The organism is Citrobacter sp. Ce119 (assembly GCF_030334525.1).
GTDB classification, from domain to species: domain Bacteria; phylum Pseudomonadota; class Gammaproteobacteria; order Enterobacterales; family Enterobacteriaceae; genus Citrobacter; species Citrobacter europaeus.
Map to the genome: position 1 here is coordinate 149229 of NZ_JAOWDR010000037.1, position 16092 is coordinate 165320.

The following is a 16092-nucleotide window of genomic DNA, read 5'->3' on the forward strand; positions in this document are numbered from 1 at the left end:
CGATTCCTGTTACCGGGGCTGCTGCTCCATCGGCAATGCTTTACACACATTGCCTGTGCAGCTGAATTTCAGTTCGGGATGGCCGCCAAAATCGTTCACGTACATCATGCTGAACTGACTGACGCTGCCGTCGTTCACGCTGAAATCGAGAGAGGATTTTGGTGAAACCATAACGCCTGGGAAGTCGGTCAATCTGCCGCCGCCCTGCGTTTCTGGCTTGCGGCTTAAGCCGATTAAGGTGACAAAATAAGGCGTTGGGTTGTCCACACTCCAGCGCTGGCCCTGTTTGTGAAAGACCAGTTGGTTTTGCCACACGGCGCCAGGTGTTTCCGGCACGATAGCAGTCGGACGGTAGAACAATTTGATGCGCGACTGCATCGCCAGTTGCAGCACATTCGGCTTATCCGGCTTTGGCGGAATTTCACGAACGTTCAGGTAGAACAGGCTCTCGCGATCCTGGGGCAGAGCGTTAATCCCGCTGGTTTTCGTCACCCGGGCAATCCCCTTTTGCCCGCCGTTAATTCGTTGCAGCGGCGGTAAGACCATCAGCGGCGAGGTAATTTTTGTTCCGGTGGCGTCTTCCACCCACGACTGGGCCAGGAATGGAATGCTCGGACTGGTATTGGTTAAGTTCGCACTGACAGATCGCGCATCACCGGTGATGATCATGCGGGTACGGTCGAGCGCGATACCTGCCCATGAGGCGTTGATCTCTGCAATAAAAAGCAGGCCGCAGGCCACGGGTTTCAGCCAACGCTGCACGGAGTAAAAAGCTTGATTATTCATGACAAAATTCATTCAGGTTATTGAAATTATTCACAAGGCAACAGCACGTTACCTTCCGGGTTGATTTGTTGCGGCACCTGTAAGTGACACTGCGCACGGCCAGCCCAGGCAACAGAAAGACGCTCGGCCGGATTCACACCCGCAATCCAGGCCATGCCGTTTTCCATCACCATGGCGACGCTGACGCCGTTGGCGTTAAACACTTCGGCGCCAAACGGCGGTACCGAACCATCCTTCAGGCGCAGCAGCGCCATCATTTTTTGCCCCTTCGCCACGGCAAAACGCTGGTAGCCAATCGCCCCCTCCGTCAGGGTGTTGGTGATGATGGCTTTGGTCGCGGAAATGTCCTCGTCCATTGCGTCCACATCGATACGGGTATCAAAGCTGTGATAACTGACAACGTCCGGTACCACGGCAATACCGAAGCGGTTTGAGTGCGCCTGTTCGCCGTTCAGCGGCACATTCGCCACACCATCGGTATCAACCATCACCCTGGCAGTGTTCATTGACGCCTGGCTGTTGTGCAGCGCCGCGCCATGACGCGTCGCGGTAAAGCCGCCGCGCATCGTGCCGCCAACGGAGAAATAGCGTGATTGCTGCCAGCTGACGTTAGATTCCAGTTCCGCCATCATGCTGCGGTGCTTGTAATAACCATCAAACGCCGTGTGTCCTTCACCGGAAACCCCTGCGCGCAAACGCCATGGATTGTTACGGTCGCGGTTATCTGAATACGAAACCATCTGGCTGGTCTGGTTGCCGCTGTTCTGCAATTCATAATCCATAGAGCGGCCATCGCTCCATGGCACCGAAATTGAAAGCGAGAGGCTGTCGTCCCGTTTGCCCTGATACTCAGAGCGGTAAGCCGCAAGGTTGGCGCTGACGCCCTGAATGCCAGCGAACGAAAAACTGTGTCCCATCGATAACCCATAACGATCCTGCGAACCGCGATCCCAATAGTTCTGGTGGGTATAGGTCAGGTACAGCGTGGTCGCTAAGTGCGTATCGTCGGCAAAGAAGGTTTTGTTGCCGGTGATGGTGTACATCTCTTTTTCGCTGCCAGCGCTATTGTTATTTTCATACTGCTCGTCGAGGAACTGCGAAAAAGTGCGGAAGTTACGCTGTGAGAAGCGGTAACCGGCAAAGGTGATGGCGCTGTTGTACTCATCAAAGGTTTTGGCATAGCTTAGCTTAAAGGACATCCCTTTTTGTTCATCCTGATGCTTCACACGACTCACGGATTGCGTCGCATCAGCCGACAGCGCACCCAGCCAGCTCAAATCCCGACCAATTCCCATCGACCAGGCGTTATAACGATCGCCAGTGAGCAACGCACCGCCGTACAGCGACCACGCATTGCTGACCCCCCAGGAGAAATCACCGCTATAAAACGCAGGTCCCTGAACATCATGGTTATAGCGCGATGGCTTACCGACCGCGGCGTTGTAGCGAACATAGCCCGGGCGCGTCAGGTAAGGTATATCAGCCGTATTAACCTGAAAGGTTTGTACGCTGCCATCCTGCTCTTCGACGCGAACATCCAGTGTGCCGCGTACCGAACCATGCAGATCCTGAATGTTGAATGGCCCCGCAGGAACGGTAGTTTGATAGATAACACGGCCCTGCTGGCTGACGGTGACCTTCGCATTACTGCGGGCGATGCCGTGCACTTCGGGCGCGTAGCCCTGCAAATTCGGTGGCAGCATACGCTCGTCGCTGGCGAGGTTCGCCCCGGTGAAACGCACCGAATCAAAAACCTGAGAATTCAGATAGATTTCGCCGACCGTTAGTTTTGCAGCCTGCATCGGTAACGGGCGATAGGCATAAATCTGATCCCAGTCGATACGGCCACGATTATCATCCGAAGCGTAATTGGCCTGATACTGGCCGCGAAAACGCCACGCGCCGAGGTTAAAGCCTGTCTGCCCATAGCCGGACAGAGAGCGATAGCGATCCCCGCCCTGCTCGTAATGTGTGGCCTGGCCCGAGACGCTGTAGTCAAAAATCAGCCCCGCGACGCCGTTATCCCAGCGTTCTGGCGGCGTCCAGTCAGGATCGGTATATTTCATCCATGCCTGAGGCACGGTAATATCCAGCACACCTGCGCTATTATTCAGCACCACACCCGGCAGACGGGAAATGTCATAGCAGGTCGCGCTAATCGGATGAATATAGGTTAGCGCCTCTTCCTTGAGCGCCAGTAATTCGAGTTGTTGCGGCGTCAGACACGCCATGGATTTATGCGGGTTGGCAGGATCAACGATATAACGGATCGACTGCTGAGGAATCTCCTGGCTGTTAATACGAACATCCAGCAGATATTCTCCGGGAGTCACAAAGTTGCCTTCGGAAAAACGCTGCAAATCGACATTGTGCCTGTCGCTGGCATCCAGCACGTCGGTATTAAATTCAATGGCCTCATCCGCTTCAACCAATGAAGAGGCACAGACCAGAGCAATAAAAAGCGCCAAACGTTTTTTATCTGTTTTCAGCGTGATCATTTTCGTTCGCAAACCTTCAGATACCCGAATTGCAGTGCAGTTCAGAGATAATTCACAACAAAATGCGTGACCGCAGTAAATTCGCCGGATGTCATTCTTCCGTCGCGCGAGATCAAATAAGCCGTAAAGTTGAGCGTGTTTTTTCCTGGGTTAAGCAGATAGTCCGGTGATGGCTTGCCCAGATGAATTTGCTGTCCTTTGCCGTCATATATTTCTATTGCTAAATTTTCAGTTTCCGATTGCACGCTCAGATAATCAGGATTGTCATTATCCGCTGCGCCGGAAAAGGTAATATTGGCGCGCTGGAACAGATTCCCGGGGTGTTGAGAATCCCCTAATGAACATCCCAGCAAATGAATGCTGAAATCATGCGCAGATACTTTTTCAGGTTTTCCGGAAATATCTCTGGCAGAGAGGTCATCAAATTCAACCAGTAGCGACCGGTCGCGTGGATCGACATAACAGGCTGCCTCAATAATATTTCCCCGCATGCGCATTTTGCCGGGCGTACTGACAAGACGATGGGTGTCAGCCAAAACCCATGCAGGCGATATGAAGATAAAAAGCAGTAAAATACGCCATCCAGGCATCACCGCATTTCCTTTCAGTTATTCGCAGGAAGGGTTAAGCAGGCGCATAATTGCGCCCGCAGCAGATCGTTACTGGTAGTCGATCTGGAAATTAACGGTGGATTCGAAATCACCCGGCGTTACCGCTGCAGATGCGTTGTTTGCCTGCAGGTAAGCGACGAAATCAATGTCGGTTTCGCCATCGGTAATGTTGACCTGAGAGGCCGCTTTGCCCCATTCCACGTCCTGGTTGCCACTGTCAACCATACCAATGCCCGCGCCCTTTGCAGTACCCGAGGTGAACGCAGCCAGCGCGTTGTTATCGGAATCAATTGTTGCCGGGGTATAGGTCACGGTAGCCGTTTTTGCAACGGTCGTATCACAGCCCTGCAGAACGATTTTGGCATGCTTAACGCCAGCACGTTGGTTGTCTTTTAACTGAGAAGTTGGGATTTCGCCAAAATTTACCTGCACCGGGCTGGATTCTGGGGCCAGACCGCACGCGGAATTAACCAGAGAACCAGTGAAGTGAATTTTACCGTTAGTCGGTTCAACATTTTTTGCAGCGAAAGCAGAAGATGCAGTAAAAGTCATTCCCGCCATCAGCGCACAGGCCACAGCCACGTTTTTCATTTTCATATTACTACTTAACCTTATATCTGTTTTTTGGTTATTCCGACGATCTATTTCCGCAAACAATTTATGCAAGGGAAACCCTGATCTGCAGGCGGCGGTAGTGCATATCCTTGCAAACAATCCATCTCAAGCCACCCCGTATTTTGAACTTCATTGGTATTCCATCCGAAATACCGTCCACAGGTGTTTACGCTGTTTCGGGGCTTATATTAAGTCGACGAAAAAATGACACAATGCAAAAATCCGGTATTAATCAAACTCAGGGAATCGTGTTGTAACACTGTCTGAGGACCGATCGTTTACCTAAAAAATCGCCATAAAACACGCAAAAGTCAGTGTTAATATCTATTATTAATAGTTTTTATAGAGTTTTTATCTATCAAATATTTTTTTATTTATGCCAAATAATGGGCAAAATGTATTTATGAAAGTTTTGTAAAAATGAAATTGGATATCAAAAGCGAGTAATGACAATAAGATAGTGAATGAGGGGAAGGAGATTGGCGGTGTCTATAAGAGATATTAAAGGATTGTTATATAAATATTAATAAAGCGATCTATGGTACAACCATTTTTTATAAATGAATTATGTTATGCTATTGCTTCCCCCACTCGAATGCGAGATATCCTGCTTTAAAGGAGACATCAGTGATTTCTCATATACCAATAAACAAAATTAAATCCGTAATTATTGGTGATGGCTTAGTTTTCAGACCACATAAAAATACCCTAAAAGACCTGGCATCTGGTGAAATGGCCACATTGAACAATGCGGCAACACAATTACTGCTCTATCTGTTGCAAAATGGTAAAGAGATATCCTCACGCGATGAAATTCTGCTGAATGTTTTCCAGCATAATGGCGCCAGAGCGACGGATGCGAATCTCAACCAGCACATTTCATTTCTGCGCAAAGCAATAACGTCTACGGGCCATCCTGCAGAACTCATCGTCACCATTCCGCGTATGGGATTTCGGATGGGCGACGCCAATATCAATATTCAGCTACTGGAAGAAGCACAAGCGCCTACCAGAATTGCCCATGTTGCATCGACGCCCAGCAAAAAGAAACGAAACCGGTGGCCTGTCGCGATAACAGCGTTAATTACCGGCATCGCCGTAGTAGCGACAGCGTGGTTAACATGGATACCCAATGAAATTGCCATGACGGACGCGGCGATCCTGCGAACAATTGACTACGAGCAATGCCGTGTACATATATTAGGAAACGCTCTCACTGACACCATAACCGAAAAAAAAGCGCTGGATATTTTCAAGTCCGTAGGTATCAACCCCGACTGTTCGCACCCAAAAGATCTGTACCTTAATACCTGGGCGAGCAACCATAATCTGGTTGAGTGGTCGTTTGCCGCTGAATGCGGGCTAAACCTCGGCTATTACCATTGCATCAGCCAGTATCGCCACCATGAGGAATGATATGAAGCAGGAAAGCGATCACTCTCCTTTACTATGGTCAGTCGTAATTGCCATTCTTGGGCTGGCGGCTATCGCTTTTTTTATTATTATCGGGAATGCGAAAAAACAAGAAATCAGTTTTTCCTGTTCTTCGGAATTCACGTCGATACTCGACATCCAAAATACCAAAAAGGAACTCCACGGAATAATGCTGATTACCAGCTACAACTCCGGGCACCTCTCATTGTCAGTACAAGGGAAACTCAAAAGTGATGACGGCGAGTTTGCTGTTAACCGTAAACTATTCTTTCGCTATGCCCGTCCGCTCGGCCATACCGCCGGCGTTTTTATGCTCACCCCCGACGGACGCGAAAAATCCCCGGATGATGAAGCAACGGATGCCATCGATTATCTTTTCTTCGACGCTTACGAACGTGCTGACAAGCTGTATATGCTAAAACACCTGAATGAGGAAACGGTTCTTATCGGCGATAACTTTTCACCCCGCTTCGCCTGCGTGATGAATCACTTCGCGGGTTGATCGCCTTCTGGATATGCGTCGGGTTAAGGATGACCTGATGTGTTGCCCGCCCGAAAGCACAAGCGCGGTCGATATAAGGCGTGATAATGGAATTTTTTTGCGGGCTAAAACGACGAAAGCCTGAATCATTTCTGATTCAGGCTTTCTGAATAGTGGCGGAATGGACGGGACTCGAACCCGCGACCCCCTGCGTGACAGGCAGGTATTCTAACCAACTGAACTACCACTCCGCGTTGTGTTCCGCTTGGGAACGAAGCGAATATTACGGATTGCCTCGCACCTCGTCAACGCTTTTTCTCACGTTTTTAATCGTTTGCTGCAAAAATCGCCCGAATGGCCATTTTCCTACGGTAAACGTACAAACTATGCCCGCCAGAGGCAACTTCCGCCTTTCTTCTGCACCAGATCAAGACGTGACTCATGGGCCGCTAACTCTTCATCAGTGGCAAAAACAACGCGTAGTTTGCTGGACTGTCTGACAATGCGCTGGATCCCCGTGTCATTCTGCTGCTGGCTATCACCTTCCATTGAAAATGCCATCGTGGTTTGCCCACCGGTCATCATCAGATAAACGTCGGCCAGAATCTGGGCATCGAGCAATGCGCCGTGCAGGGTTCGTTTACTGTTGTCTATCTCATAGCGCGAGCACAACGCATCAAGGCTGTTTCGCTTGCCAGGAAACATTTTCCTCGCCAGCGCCAGGCTATCGGTTATTTTGCAGAATTCGTTCGTCTTCGGAATATCCCGCCTGAGCTTAGCGAATTCGTAATCCATAAAGCCGATATCGAACGATGCGTTATGGATGACCAGTTCCGCGCCGCGAATGTAGTCGAGAAACTCATCGGCTACATCGGCAAACGTAGGTTTATCAAGCAGGAATTCGTCTGCGATTCCGTGTACGCCAAACGCTTCCGGATCCACCAGCCGATCCGGCTTCAGATAAACGTGGAAGTTATTTCCGGTCAGGCGGCGGTTGACCACTTCAACCGCACCGATCTCAATGATCTTGTGGCCTTCGTAGTGGGCGCCAATCTGGTTCATACCGGTGGTTTCGGTATCGAGGACGATCTGTCGTGTAATTCCAGTGCTCATAACGGTCATTTATGTCAGACTTATCGTTTGATTTCGATTTGCTAAAACAGGAAGTCTACCAGAGATGCTTAAACAGGTAGAAATTTTCACCGATGGTTCTTGCCTGGGAAATCCAGGGCCAGGTGGTTATGGGGCGATTTTACGTTATCGCGGGCGCGAAAAAACCTTTAGCGAAGGCTACAACCTCACCACCAATAATCGCATGGAGCTGATGGCGGCAATCGTTGCGCTGGAAGCGCTGAAAGAACAGTGTGAAGTGATACTCAGCACGGACAGCCAGTATGTGCGCCAGGGCATAACGCAGTGGATCCACAACTGGAAGAAGCGTGGCTGGAAAACAGCAGATAAAAAACCGGTGAAGAACGTCGATCTGTGGAAACGTCTTGATGCCGCATTGGGGCCGCATCAAATCAAATGGGAATGGGTTAAAGGCCATGCGGGCCATCCGGAAAACGAACGCTGCGATGAGCTTGCGCGCGCCGCAGCCATGCGTCCCTCTCAGGATGATATTGGATATCAGGCTGAGGCTTAAGCGTCCGGTTTACGGTATTGCCGGGTAGCGCCAACGGCCTGGCGGATAGGCGCTTTGCTTTTATTTTGTTTCATCGGATTGAGCGTAAGCGGAATGGTTCGCTTACGCGCAACCACCAGTTGCAAACAGCCCAGTGCAGGAATATGGGCGCTTAACATTTTCCCACCCTTCTTGTTCCAGGGCAGGACATGAAAACGGCTGTAATGCAGCACTTCAAAGTTCAGCAATGAGAGCCAGTCCAACTGGCGCATGAGGGTAAACATCCGGCTGTTATAGGGTGATGTCTTGCGCAATATGGGTACCAGCTTACGCAGTCCCATCAGGCTTAACGGGTTAAAGCCGCTCAAAATCAACCAACCGTCATCAATCAGCACGCGATCGGCTTCACGCAGTAGGCGATGCGGATCGGAACACCACGGTAGCGTATGCGCTAACAAACAGACATCTACGGACTTATCGGCAAAGGGAAGATGTAAAGGATCGGCCGTTACCTGTATGGGAGAGCCTTGCAAAGAAACATTTACCTGATGAGAAACCGCGCACGCTTCAGAATCGATTTCTGCGCTTAAATTACCAATCTTAAGCAGATGAAATCCGTACATTTTTGCAAACCACGGGTTAAGCTGATGCTCCAGCGCCTGACGATAGTGTTCGCCCCAGGGTAAATCACCCCAGCTAACGGGCGCTACGACAGTTTGAGGGATCCTTGCCGGTTTCATCACAACCTTCCGTTACGCATTGAGAGGTAATCTATGAATCTTAACAGTATTCCTGCATTTCAGGACAATTACATCTGGGTCCTGTCGAATAATGACAAACATTGTCTGATTGTGGACCCGGGTGAAGCAGCTCCCGTGCTGAAAGCCATTGCAGAACATAACTGGGTTCCCGAAGCCATTCTGCTGACCCACCATCATCAGGATCACGTGGGCGGCGTAAAAGAGCTACTGCAACATTTCCCACACATAGTGGTATACGGACCGGCTGAAACGCAAGATAAGGGAACGACGCATATAGTCGAAGATGGCGATATTGCACTCGTTTTGGGGCATGAATTTACGGTAATTGCCACTCCGGGTCACACTTTAGGACATATCTGTTACTTTAGTCAGCCTTATCTGTTTTGTGGCGACACGCTCTTTTCCGGAGGCTGCGGTCGGCTTTTTGAAGGTACCCCATCCCAAATGTATCAATCACTTAAAAAACTAAACTCACTTCCTGACGACACATTGATTTGTTGCGCACATGAATACACATTAGCAAATATGAAGTTTGCTTTAAGCATTCTGCCGCACGATTCGTTCATAAATGAATATTATCGTAAAGTTAATGAGTTACGCGTAAAAAAACAAATGACACTACCCGTAATTCTGAAAAATGAGCGACGAATTAATCTTTTTTTGAGAACGGAAGATGTTGATTTAATTAATGAAATTAACAAAGAAACAATATTGCAACAACCTGAAGAGCGTTTTGCCTGGTTAAGGTCAAAGAAAGATACGTTCTGACAATTCCGGGTTGCCTTTTGAAAACTTCGCCGTTATGATCGGTCGTCTTTTAAGCAACTATTGACACACACATGAAGGCAAAAGCGATATTACTCGCCTCTGTCCTGCTTGTTGGGTGCCAGAATACTGGTAACGTCCAACAACACGCACAGAGCCTTTCTGCAGCTGGTCAAGGGGAAGCAGGAAAGTTTACAAGTCAGGCGCGATGGATGGACGACGGAACATCTATCGCTGCTGATCAAGATTTGTGGGCTTTCATTGGTGACGAGCTAAAGATGGGAATTCCGGAAAACAACCGGATTCGCGAACAGAAACAGAAGTATTTACGCAATAAGAGCTATCTCCACGATGTAACTTTACGGGCAGAGCCGTATATGTACTGGATAGCCGGGCAGGTTAAGAAACGTAACATGCCAATGGAACTGGTACTACTACCCATAGTGGAGAGCGCTTTTGATCCTCACGCAACGTCTGGCGCCAATGCCGCAGGTATTTGGCAGATCATTCCGAGCACGGGGCGCAATTATGGTTTAAAACAGACCCGCAATTATGATGCACGTCGCGACGTTGTGGCTTCCACCACCGCCGCACTGGACATGATGCAGCGTCTGAACAAGATGTTTGATGGCGACTGGCTGCTGACCGTTGCTGCTTATAATAGCGGTGAAGGTCGTGTCATGAAGGCAATTAAAACGAACAAAGCCCGTGGAAAACCCACTGACTTCTGGTCGTTGCCATTGCCTCAGGAAACGAAGCTATACGTGCCCAAAATGCTGGCATTGAGCGATATACTCAAAAACAGCAAACGCTATGGCGTGCGTCTGCCAACAACAGACGAAAGCCGCGCGTTGGCGCGTGTTCGCCTGAGTAGTCCGGTTGAAATGGCTCAGGTTGCGGATATGGCGGGTATTTCCGTCAGCAAGCTGAAGACCTTTAATGCAGGCGTGAAAGGCTCCACGTTGGGTGCCAGCGGTCCGCAATATGTGATGGTGCCAAAGAAGCATGCAGAGAAGCTGCGTGAATCTCTGGCTTCAGGCGAAATTGCAGCCGTGCAGTCAACGCTGGTTGCGGATAACACGCCGCTGAACAGCCGTAGCTACAAAGTTCGCTCTGGCGATACGCTTTCTGGCGTCGCTTCACGTCTTGGCGTGAGCACCAATGACCTTAAGCAGTGGAATAATCTGCGCGGGTCGTCGCTGAAAGTCGGCCAGAATCTGACCGTGGGCGCAGGTACCAGCGCACAGCGTCTGGCGAACAACAGCGATAGCATCACCTATCGTGTGCGTAAAGGCGACTCGCTCTCGAGCATTGCCAAACGCCACGGGGTTAACATCAAGGATGTGATGCGCTGGAACAGCGATACGAATAATCTACAGCCTGGCGATCAGCTAACGTTGTTTGTGAAAAACAACGACATGCCAGACTCCTGATAGCATTGTAGAAATGAAGGCACTGGTTTCCCCCCAGTGCCTTTTTTATTTATCCCGCTTTATGTGCCTCGACCATTATCGTGTCGCTGGTAAATGAACCATCCTCCTGTAACGCAAAGTAGGCTTTCACTTGTGCAGAAGCACTTTGTTGATATACGCGAATCGCGTCGCTCAACGCTGCAGGCGTGCGCATCCGCGCCACCCACGAACTGTACTCCAGCGCCAGACGATCGGTTAACACAGTATCGGCAATCAGGTTAGCGTCGTTGATTAACGACAGCCACTCTCCGCTGGAATAGTTGCGTACGTGTGAGGTATCGCGTAACGCTTCTACAGTTTGCAACCAGATATCACGCACAGGATGGCCCGGCGACATCACATCCATCACAATCAGCACACCGCCGGGCTTCAGAATGCGGTTCACTTCCCGCAGGGCGCGACCGACATCATGCCAGTGATGCGCAGAATAACGGCTAATCACCACGTCAAATTCGTTATCTTCAAATGGCAGACTTTCGGCATATCCCTGCCGCGTGGCGATATTCTCCAGACCTCTGCCTTTTGCCGCCTCAGCGACCACCTCAAGCATTTGCGAGGATAAATCATAAGCCACTACCTGCTTTACGTGTTGCGCAGCTACAAAGCTGGCATGCCCCGCTCCGCATCCCATATCCAAAACGTGGGCTCGCGGAAATGCCGACAACCTTTCCCCCAGACGTTGCAAGTCACGGCCAGAGGCGTGCACCGCACTGGTTAAGTAGGCATTCGCCTGAGAGCCAAACTGTTTTTCGACATTGTCATGGTGAGAGCGTGTTGTCATTGTGTTGTCCTTCGGTTGTTGTGAAATAGGAAGGGCAACCATCACAGGCCTGCCCTACGGCAGACCTGACACACCGTTATTGTTCAGGTTTGCCGGGACTGAATTCAACGAGTAGCGGGTTGTGGTCAGAGGCGCGGGTGACCAGCACAGAGGCTTCACTCACGTTCAGACCGCGATAGAACACAAAGTCGAGAGGACGACCAAACGCGCGGCGGCGCTGATCGTCGGTAAAGCGCACCTGGCGCAGCGACATTTCACGCGCAAAGCGGTACAGCGCATTCATCCGTCGGCGGCTCCAGGCATTAAAATCACCGGCCATGATCACCGGACCGCTGTGATGAGCAATCTGATCGCCAATGGGAAGTAACTGCTTACTATAAACATCAACGCCAAGGCTAAAGTTAACCGCGTGGATATTCACCACCATTAATAACCGAGAGTCAGGCAGCGGATACACCGTTACCAGAGCCGATTTCGCCAGCCGTAAAATAGGCTCACGCTCGCGCAATGGACAACAGTAAACAGGATGGGCAGCAGAGAGCGTCATGACGCCAGAGGGATGCTGAGGCAACACAAAGGCGGGAACCTGGTCGGCAGCAAGATAGTTAGCGGTCGCAAACTGCACCAGTTCAGGCGTGGTTTGTGCTTCCTGCAATAACACCAGATGCGCGTCTTTGCCAAAATTCTTCAGCACCGACTGCCATTCTGCGCGCTGCTGTTTAAAAATATTCCATACCAGCACGCGAATGCGATCTTCACTGCTTAACGGTACGCCTGCAGGTAATGCCTGGCCAATATGCGCAAACGACCCCGGCGGTAAAATCCGCTCGGCGGGTTGTCCGGCAACATAACGCATGGCATAGGTGTTTTTTCGCACTTTAGACTTTCAAACCTCTGTAACGTCAACCAGTCCGCAGCCGGACTGGTTCTTCTGTTATAGGGATTTTAGCACTCACTTTCAACGAACAATTGCAGTTTGTTTTGTAAGTGGGCGCTTACATCAGTGATTTACCCCAGAGCAACGCGCGTGGGCTTATCAAGACGACCACTGAGCCCCATCAGCAGGAAAGCCACCAGAACAATGAGTGCACCAATCCACGGTGTCTGCGCCAAACCATAATGCTCGACCGTTTGTCCGCCAATCACTGAACCCAGTGCAATACTGATGTTAAACGCCGCAATGTTCAGCCCTGAGGCCACATCAACAGCATTAGGCGTAAATTGTTCCGCTTTCTGTACCACGTAGACCTGTAGTCCCGGTACGTTACCAAAGGCAAAGATCCCCATAACCAGAATGGTAGCCAGCGCGGCGTACTGCGTGGAGGCTGTCACCTGGAAGACCATCAGCAGAACAAACAGCGCGGCGAAAATGAATTTCAACGCCGGAACCGCACCATGCTTATCCGCCAGCTTACCGCCCCAGATATTGCCGATAGCGACTGATACACCGTAACCCAGTAAGATCCAGCTTACTGCTGCCGGGGAGAATCCGGCCAGATCCTGCATCATCGGTGCCAGAAAGGTAAATGCAGTAAACACGCCGCCGTAGCCCAGCGCCGTAACGGCGTAAATCAGCAACAGACGAGGATGAGTCAGCACCTTCACCTGGTCGCGAATGCTGGCGGCAGCCCGACCGGGAATGTTAGCCGGGATCAGTAGCTGGCTACTAATCAGCGCAATCACGCCTAACATTGATACTGCCAGGAAAGTCTCACGCCAGCCAAAGTGCTGACCGATAAACGTACCCAGCGGTACACCGGTTACCAGCGCCACCGTTAAGCCGCCGAACATAATGGCGATGGCGGAAGCCGCTTTCTCTTTTGGCACCAGACTTGTCGCGATAGTAGAGCCAATCGAGAAGAATACGCCGTGTGCCAGCCCAGTCAGCAGACGAGCGACAATGAGTGTCATATACCCGGGTGCCTGCCATGCCAGCAAATTCCCCACCGTAAACAGAACCATCAGCGCAACCAGCAACTGTTTACGTGGCAGGCTGCCAGTCAGAGCGGTCAGTACCGGTGCACCAATCGCCACACCCAGCGCATAGATTGAAACCAGCATCCCGGCGGAAGGTAACGAGATCGCCAGTTGTTGAGCGATGGTCGGCACCAGGCCAACAATCACAAACTCAGTCGTGCCTATAGCGAAGGCACTTATTGTTAGTGCAAATAAAGCGAGAGGCATAAATAACTCCGTAACATCAGTAATCAGATGACACGCAGTATGCCGGGATGCTTTAATAACAAAAATATTCAAAATCTCAATATAATTTTGCGTCAGGTGCAAAAATGAAGGCAACCTCAGAAGAACTTGCGATTTTTGTGGCCGTTGTGGAAAGCGGCAGCTTCAGTCGGGCGGCAGAACAGCTCGGTCAGGCTAATTCCGCGGTCAGTCGGGCGGTAAAAAAGCTGGAGATGAAGCTGGGCGTAAGTCTGCTTAATCGCACGACCCGACAACTGAGCCTCACTGAAGAAGGAGAGCGTTACTTCAGGCGTGTGCAGCAGATACTGCAAGAGATGGCAGCAGCAGAAACGGAAATCATGGAGTCGCGCAACACCCCGCGCGGTCTGCTGCGTATTGATGCGGCAACGCCGGTAATGCTGCATTTCCTGATGCCGTTGATCAAACCGTTCCGTGAGCGGTATCCCGAGATGACATTGTCTCTTGTCTCCTCAGAAACGTTCATCAATCTTATTGAACGAAAAGTGGATGTCGCGATACGAGCAGGTACGCTGACTGACTCGAGTCTGCGTGCACGTCCGTTATTTACCAGCTATCGTAAGATTATCGCTTCACCGGACTATATTGCCCGTTTTGGCAAGCCAGAGACCGTCGAACAGTTAAAACAGCATCTGTGTCTGGGATTTTCCGAACCCGTTTCACTCAATACCTGGCCGATTGCCTGTAGTGACGGACAGCTCCATGAGGTCGAGTGTGGGATTTCTTCCAACAGTGGGGAAACGTTAAAACAGCTTTGTCTGAGTGGTAACGGTATCACATGTCTTTCAGATTATATGATTGATAAAGAGATCGCGCAGGGAGAACTGGTGGAACTGCTGGCGGATAAACGTCTTCCAGTAGAAATGCCTTTCAGCGCCGTTTACTACAGCGATCGTGCGGTCAGTACACGTATTAGGGCATTTATAGATTTTTTAAGTGAATATATAAGAACAGCTCCCGAAGGAGCTGTGAAAGAGGGTTAAAGAGTACAAAGGATTGGGCAATTAATCCCAGGCAGGAGCGAGGCCTTCCGGGCTAACCAGGCGATCGTTGCAATCCAGTGCCGCGATCGCTTTTTTATCTTCGGCATCCAGATGCAGGTCCTGCGCCAGCAGGTTGCTTGCCAGATTTTCACGCCTGGTAGATGAAGGGATAACGGAGTAACCTTCATCCATTGCCCATGCCAGAATAACCTGCGCCGGGGTTGCGTTATGGTTAGCGGCAATGCGCGCAATCACTTCATCTTTCAGTGCTTTACCGTAAGCCAGCGTCATGTAAGAGGTGATGTGGATACCGTGCGCCTTCGCCCAGCCGACCACATTAAGGCTCTGCAGATACGGAGACAGCTCAATCTGGTTGGTCGCGATATTGTCTGCGCCTACTGCGGCAATGGCTTTTTCCATCAACGGAATGGTGAAGTTTGAGATACCAATTTCACGAGTCAACCCCTGGTGTTTGGCTCCAAGCAGCGCCTGCATGAACTCCTCAACAGATACCGCATCGCCCGGAGATGGCCAGTGGATCAGCGTCAGATCGACATAATCTGTACGCAGTTTCTTCAGGCTTTCTTTCAGGCTTGGGATCAATTTGTCTTGGCTAAGATTTTCAATCCAGATCTTGGTGGTGATATACAGCTCGTTACGCGGTACGCCGCTTTCAGCAATCGCCTGACCAACAGCCGCTTCATTATCATAGATTTGCGCAGTGTCGACAGCACGGTAGCCCAGCTCTAGCGCCGTTTTAACGGAAGCGATAACTACGTCGTCTTTCAGGCGGAAAGTACCTAAACCGAATGCAGGGATAGTCATAGAATTCCTCTTTTTAATCACTATGTTCGTTAACTAAGAGGATTATGACCCTCAGTTCTTTATAGAAAAAGAGTGATGAATGCAGAGGATTTTTGCGGATTCAGCAATAATTAAATGCAGGAAAAGAAAAAGCCCTGAGCTAATGCTCAGGGCTCTTAATAAGTGGCGGAACGGACGGGACTCGAACCCGCGACCCCCTGCGTGACAGGCAGGTATTCTAACCAACTGAACTACCG

16 protein-coding genes and 1 tRNA gene are annotated in these 16092 nt (G+C 50.4%); 6 read left to right on the forward strand and 11 right to left on the reverse strand.

Features of this window, described 5'->3' with window-relative positions; genetic code table 11:
• Nucleotides 1-9: 9 nt before the first annotated feature.
• The 4 genes from OGV80_RS03490 to OGV80_RS03505 all read right to left on the reverse strand — a co-directional run bounded on the left by OGV80_RS03490 (nt 10) and on the right by OGV80_RS03505 (nt 4492).
• Complete coding sequence (locus tag OGV80_RS03490; RefSeq protein WP_043015230.1) at nt 10-786, reverse strand: fimbrial biogenesis chaperone; 777 nt, start codon at nt 784-786, stop codon at nt 10-12.
• A gap of 26 nt (nt 787-812) precedes the next feature.
• A complete protein-coding gene (locus tag OGV80_RS03495) occupies nt 813-3284 on the reverse strand; it encodes a fimbria/pilus outer membrane usher protein (protein WP_080625700.1) in 2472 nt (823 codons plus the stop codon).
• 41 nt (nt 3285-3325) lie between these two features.
• Entirely contained in the window at nt 3326-3874 is a 549-nt protein-coding gene (locus OGV80_RS03500) for a fimbrial protein (protein WP_043015228.1), read from the reverse strand.
• Between the two features lie 69 nt (nt 3875-3943).
• A complete protein-coding gene (locus OGV80_RS03505) occupies nt 3944-4492 on the reverse strand; it encodes a fimbrial protein (RefSeq protein ID WP_006685982.1) in 549 nt (182 codons plus the stop codon).
• 750 nt (nt 4493-5242) lie between these two features.
• Between OGV80_RS03505 and OGV80_RS03510 the strand changes: the two genes are divergently transcribed.
• Together OGV80_RS03510 and OGV80_RS03515 are read left to right on the forward strand one after the other, a co-directional pair.
• Nucleotides 5243-5926, forward strand: a complete 684-nt coding sequence (locus OGV80_RS03510; RefSeq protein ID WP_223306669.1) for a winged helix-turn-helix domain-containing protein — start codon at nt 5243-5245, stop codon at nt 5924-5926.
• 1 nt (nt 5927) lies between these two features.
• A complete protein-coding gene (locus tag OGV80_RS03515; protein WP_043015226.1) occupies nt 5928-6446 on the forward strand; it encodes a FidL-like protein in 519 nt (172 codons plus the stop codon).
• 153 nt (nt 6447-6599) lie between these two features.
• Here OGV80_RS03515 and OGV80_RS03520 read toward each other — a convergent pair.
• Nucleotides 6600-6676 (reverse strand) — tRNA-Asp (locus OGV80_RS03520).
• Between the two features lie 133 nt (nt 6677-6809).
• Nucleotides 6810-7538, reverse strand: a complete 729-nt coding sequence (dnaQ, locus tag OGV80_RS03525; protein WP_029139417.1) for a DNA polymerase III subunit epsilon — start codon at nt 7536-7538, stop codon at nt 6810-6812.
• 64 nt (nt 7539-7602) lie between these two features.
• Between dnaQ and rnhA the strand changes: the two genes are divergently transcribed.
• Complete coding sequence (gene rnhA, locus OGV80_RS03530; RefSeq protein WP_043015224.1) at nt 7603-8070, forward strand: ribonuclease HI; 468 nt, start codon at nt 7603-7605, stop codon at nt 8068-8070.
• Here the strand turns inward: rnhA and OGV80_RS03535 are convergent.
• A complete protein-coding gene (locus OGV80_RS03535) occupies nt 8067-8789 on the reverse strand; it encodes a class I SAM-dependent methyltransferase (protein WP_043015223.1) in 723 nt (240 codons plus the stop codon). The genes rnhA and OGV80_RS03535 overlap by 4 nt on opposite strands.
• Before the next feature lie 33 nt (nt 8790-8822).
• Here OGV80_RS03535 and gloB point away from each other — a divergent pair, with 33 nt between their 5' ends.
• Together gloB and mltD are read left to right on the forward strand one after the other, a co-directional pair.
• Nucleotides 8823-9578, forward strand: coding sequence for a hydroxyacylglutathione hydrolase (gene gloB, locus OGV80_RS03540; RefSeq protein WP_100193982.1), 756 nt, complete (start codon nt 8823-8825; stop codon nt 9576-9578).
• Between the two features lie 71 nt (nt 9579-9649).
• Nucleotides 9650-11008 (forward strand): murein transglycosylase D, encoded by a 1359-nt coding sequence (gene mltD / locus OGV80_RS03545; protein WP_043015221.1) that lies wholly within the window; start codon nt 9650-9652, stop codon nt 11006-11008.
• A gap of 49 nt (nt 11009-11057) precedes the next feature.
• On the opposite strand, the gene OGV80_RS03550 is transcribed toward mltD, so the two are convergent.
• The 3 genes from OGV80_RS03550 to OGV80_RS03560 form a co-directional block, all read right to left on the reverse strand.
• Nucleotides 11058-11828 (reverse strand): class I SAM-dependent methyltransferase, encoded by a 771-nt coding sequence (locus tag OGV80_RS03550; RefSeq protein ID WP_043015220.1) that lies wholly within the window; start codon nt 11826-11828, stop codon nt 11058-11060.
• A 76-nt stretch (nt 11829-11904) separates the two neighbouring features.
• Nucleotides 11905-12705 (reverse strand): endonuclease/exonuclease/phosphatase family protein, encoded by an 801-nt coding sequence (locus OGV80_RS03555; RefSeq protein ID WP_008783770.1) that lies wholly within the window; start codon nt 12703-12705, stop codon nt 11905-11907.
• Between the two features lie 131 nt (nt 12706-12836).
• A complete protein-coding gene (locus tag OGV80_RS03560) occupies nt 12837-14012 on the reverse strand; it encodes an MFS transporter (RefSeq protein WP_286513711.1) in 1176 nt (391 codons plus the stop codon).
• Between the two features lie 104 nt (nt 14013-14116).
• Between OGV80_RS03560 and yafC the strand changes: the two genes are divergently transcribed.
• A complete protein-coding gene (gene yafC, locus OGV80_RS03565; RefSeq protein ID WP_286513713.1) occupies nt 14117-15031 on the forward strand; it encodes a DNA-binding transcriptional regulator YafC in 915 nt (304 codons plus the stop codon).
• A 21-nt stretch (nt 15032-15052) separates the two neighbouring features.
• Here yafC and dkgB read toward each other — a convergent pair whose 3' ends face one another.
• Entirely contained in the window at nt 15053-15856 is an 804-nt protein-coding gene (dkgB, locus tag OGV80_RS03570) for a 2,5-didehydrogluconate reductase DkgB (protein WP_286513716.1), read from the reverse strand.
• Nucleotides 15857-16092 lie beyond the last annotated feature (236 nt).

Excerpts from the sequence above, each read along its gene's own strand:
- OGV80_RS03490 (WP_043015230.1), bottom strand. The coding sequence starts at position 786 with ATGAATAATCAAGCTTTTTACTCCGTGCAGCGTTGGCTGAAACCCGTG.
- OGV80_RS03495 (WP_080625700.1), bottom strand. The coding sequence starts at position 3,284 with ATGATCACGCTGAAAACAGATAAAAAACGTTTGGCGCTTTTTATTGCT.
- OGV80_RS03500 (WP_043015228.1), bottom strand. The coding sequence starts at position 3,874 with ATGCCTGGATGGCGTATTTTACTGCTTTTTATCTTCATATCGCCTGCA.
- OGV80_RS03505 (WP_006685982.1), bottom strand. The coding sequence starts at position 4,492 with ATGAAAATGAAAAACGTGGCTGTGGCCTGTGCGCTGATGGCGGGAATG.
- OGV80_RS03510 (WP_223306669.1), top strand. The coding sequence starts at position 5,243 with ATGGCCACATTGAACAATGCGGCAACACAATTACTGCTCTATCTGTTG.
- OGV80_RS03515 (WP_043015226.1), top strand. The coding sequence starts at position 5,928 with ATGAAGCAGGAAAGCGATCACTCTCCTTTACTATGGTCAGTCGTAATT.
- dnaQ (WP_029139417.1), bottom strand. The coding sequence starts at position 7,538 with ATGAGCACTGGAATTACACGACAGATCGTCCTCGATACCGAAACCACC.
- rnhA (WP_043015224.1), top strand. The coding sequence starts at position 7,603 with ATGCTTAAACAGGTAGAAATTTTCACCGATGGTTCTTGCCTGGGAAAT.
- OGV80_RS03535 (WP_043015223.1), bottom strand. The coding sequence starts at position 8,789 with ATGAAACCGGCAAGGATCCCTCAAACTGTCGTAGCGCCCGTTAGCTGG.
- gloB (WP_100193982.1), top strand. The coding sequence starts at position 8,823 with ATGAATCTTAACAGTATTCCTGCATTTCAGGACAATTACATCTGGGTC.
- mltD (WP_043015221.1), top strand. The coding sequence starts at position 9,650 with ATGAAGGCAAAAGCGATATTACTCGCCTCTGTCCTGCTTGTTGGGTGC.
- OGV80_RS03550 (WP_043015220.1), bottom strand. The coding sequence starts at position 11,828 with ATGACAACACGCTCTCACCATGACAATGTCGAAAAACAGTTTGGCTCT.
- OGV80_RS03560 (WP_286513711.1), bottom strand. The coding sequence starts at position 14,012 with ATGCCTCTCGCTTTATTTGCACTAACAATAAGTGCCTTCGCTATAGGC.
- yafC (WP_286513713.1), top strand. The coding sequence starts at position 14,117 with ATGAAGGCAACCTCAGAAGAACTTGCGATTTTTGTGGCCGTTGTGGAA.
- dkgB (WP_286513716.1), bottom strand. The coding sequence starts at position 15,856 with ATGACTATCCCTGCATTCGGTTTAGGTACTTTCCGCCTGAAAGACGAC.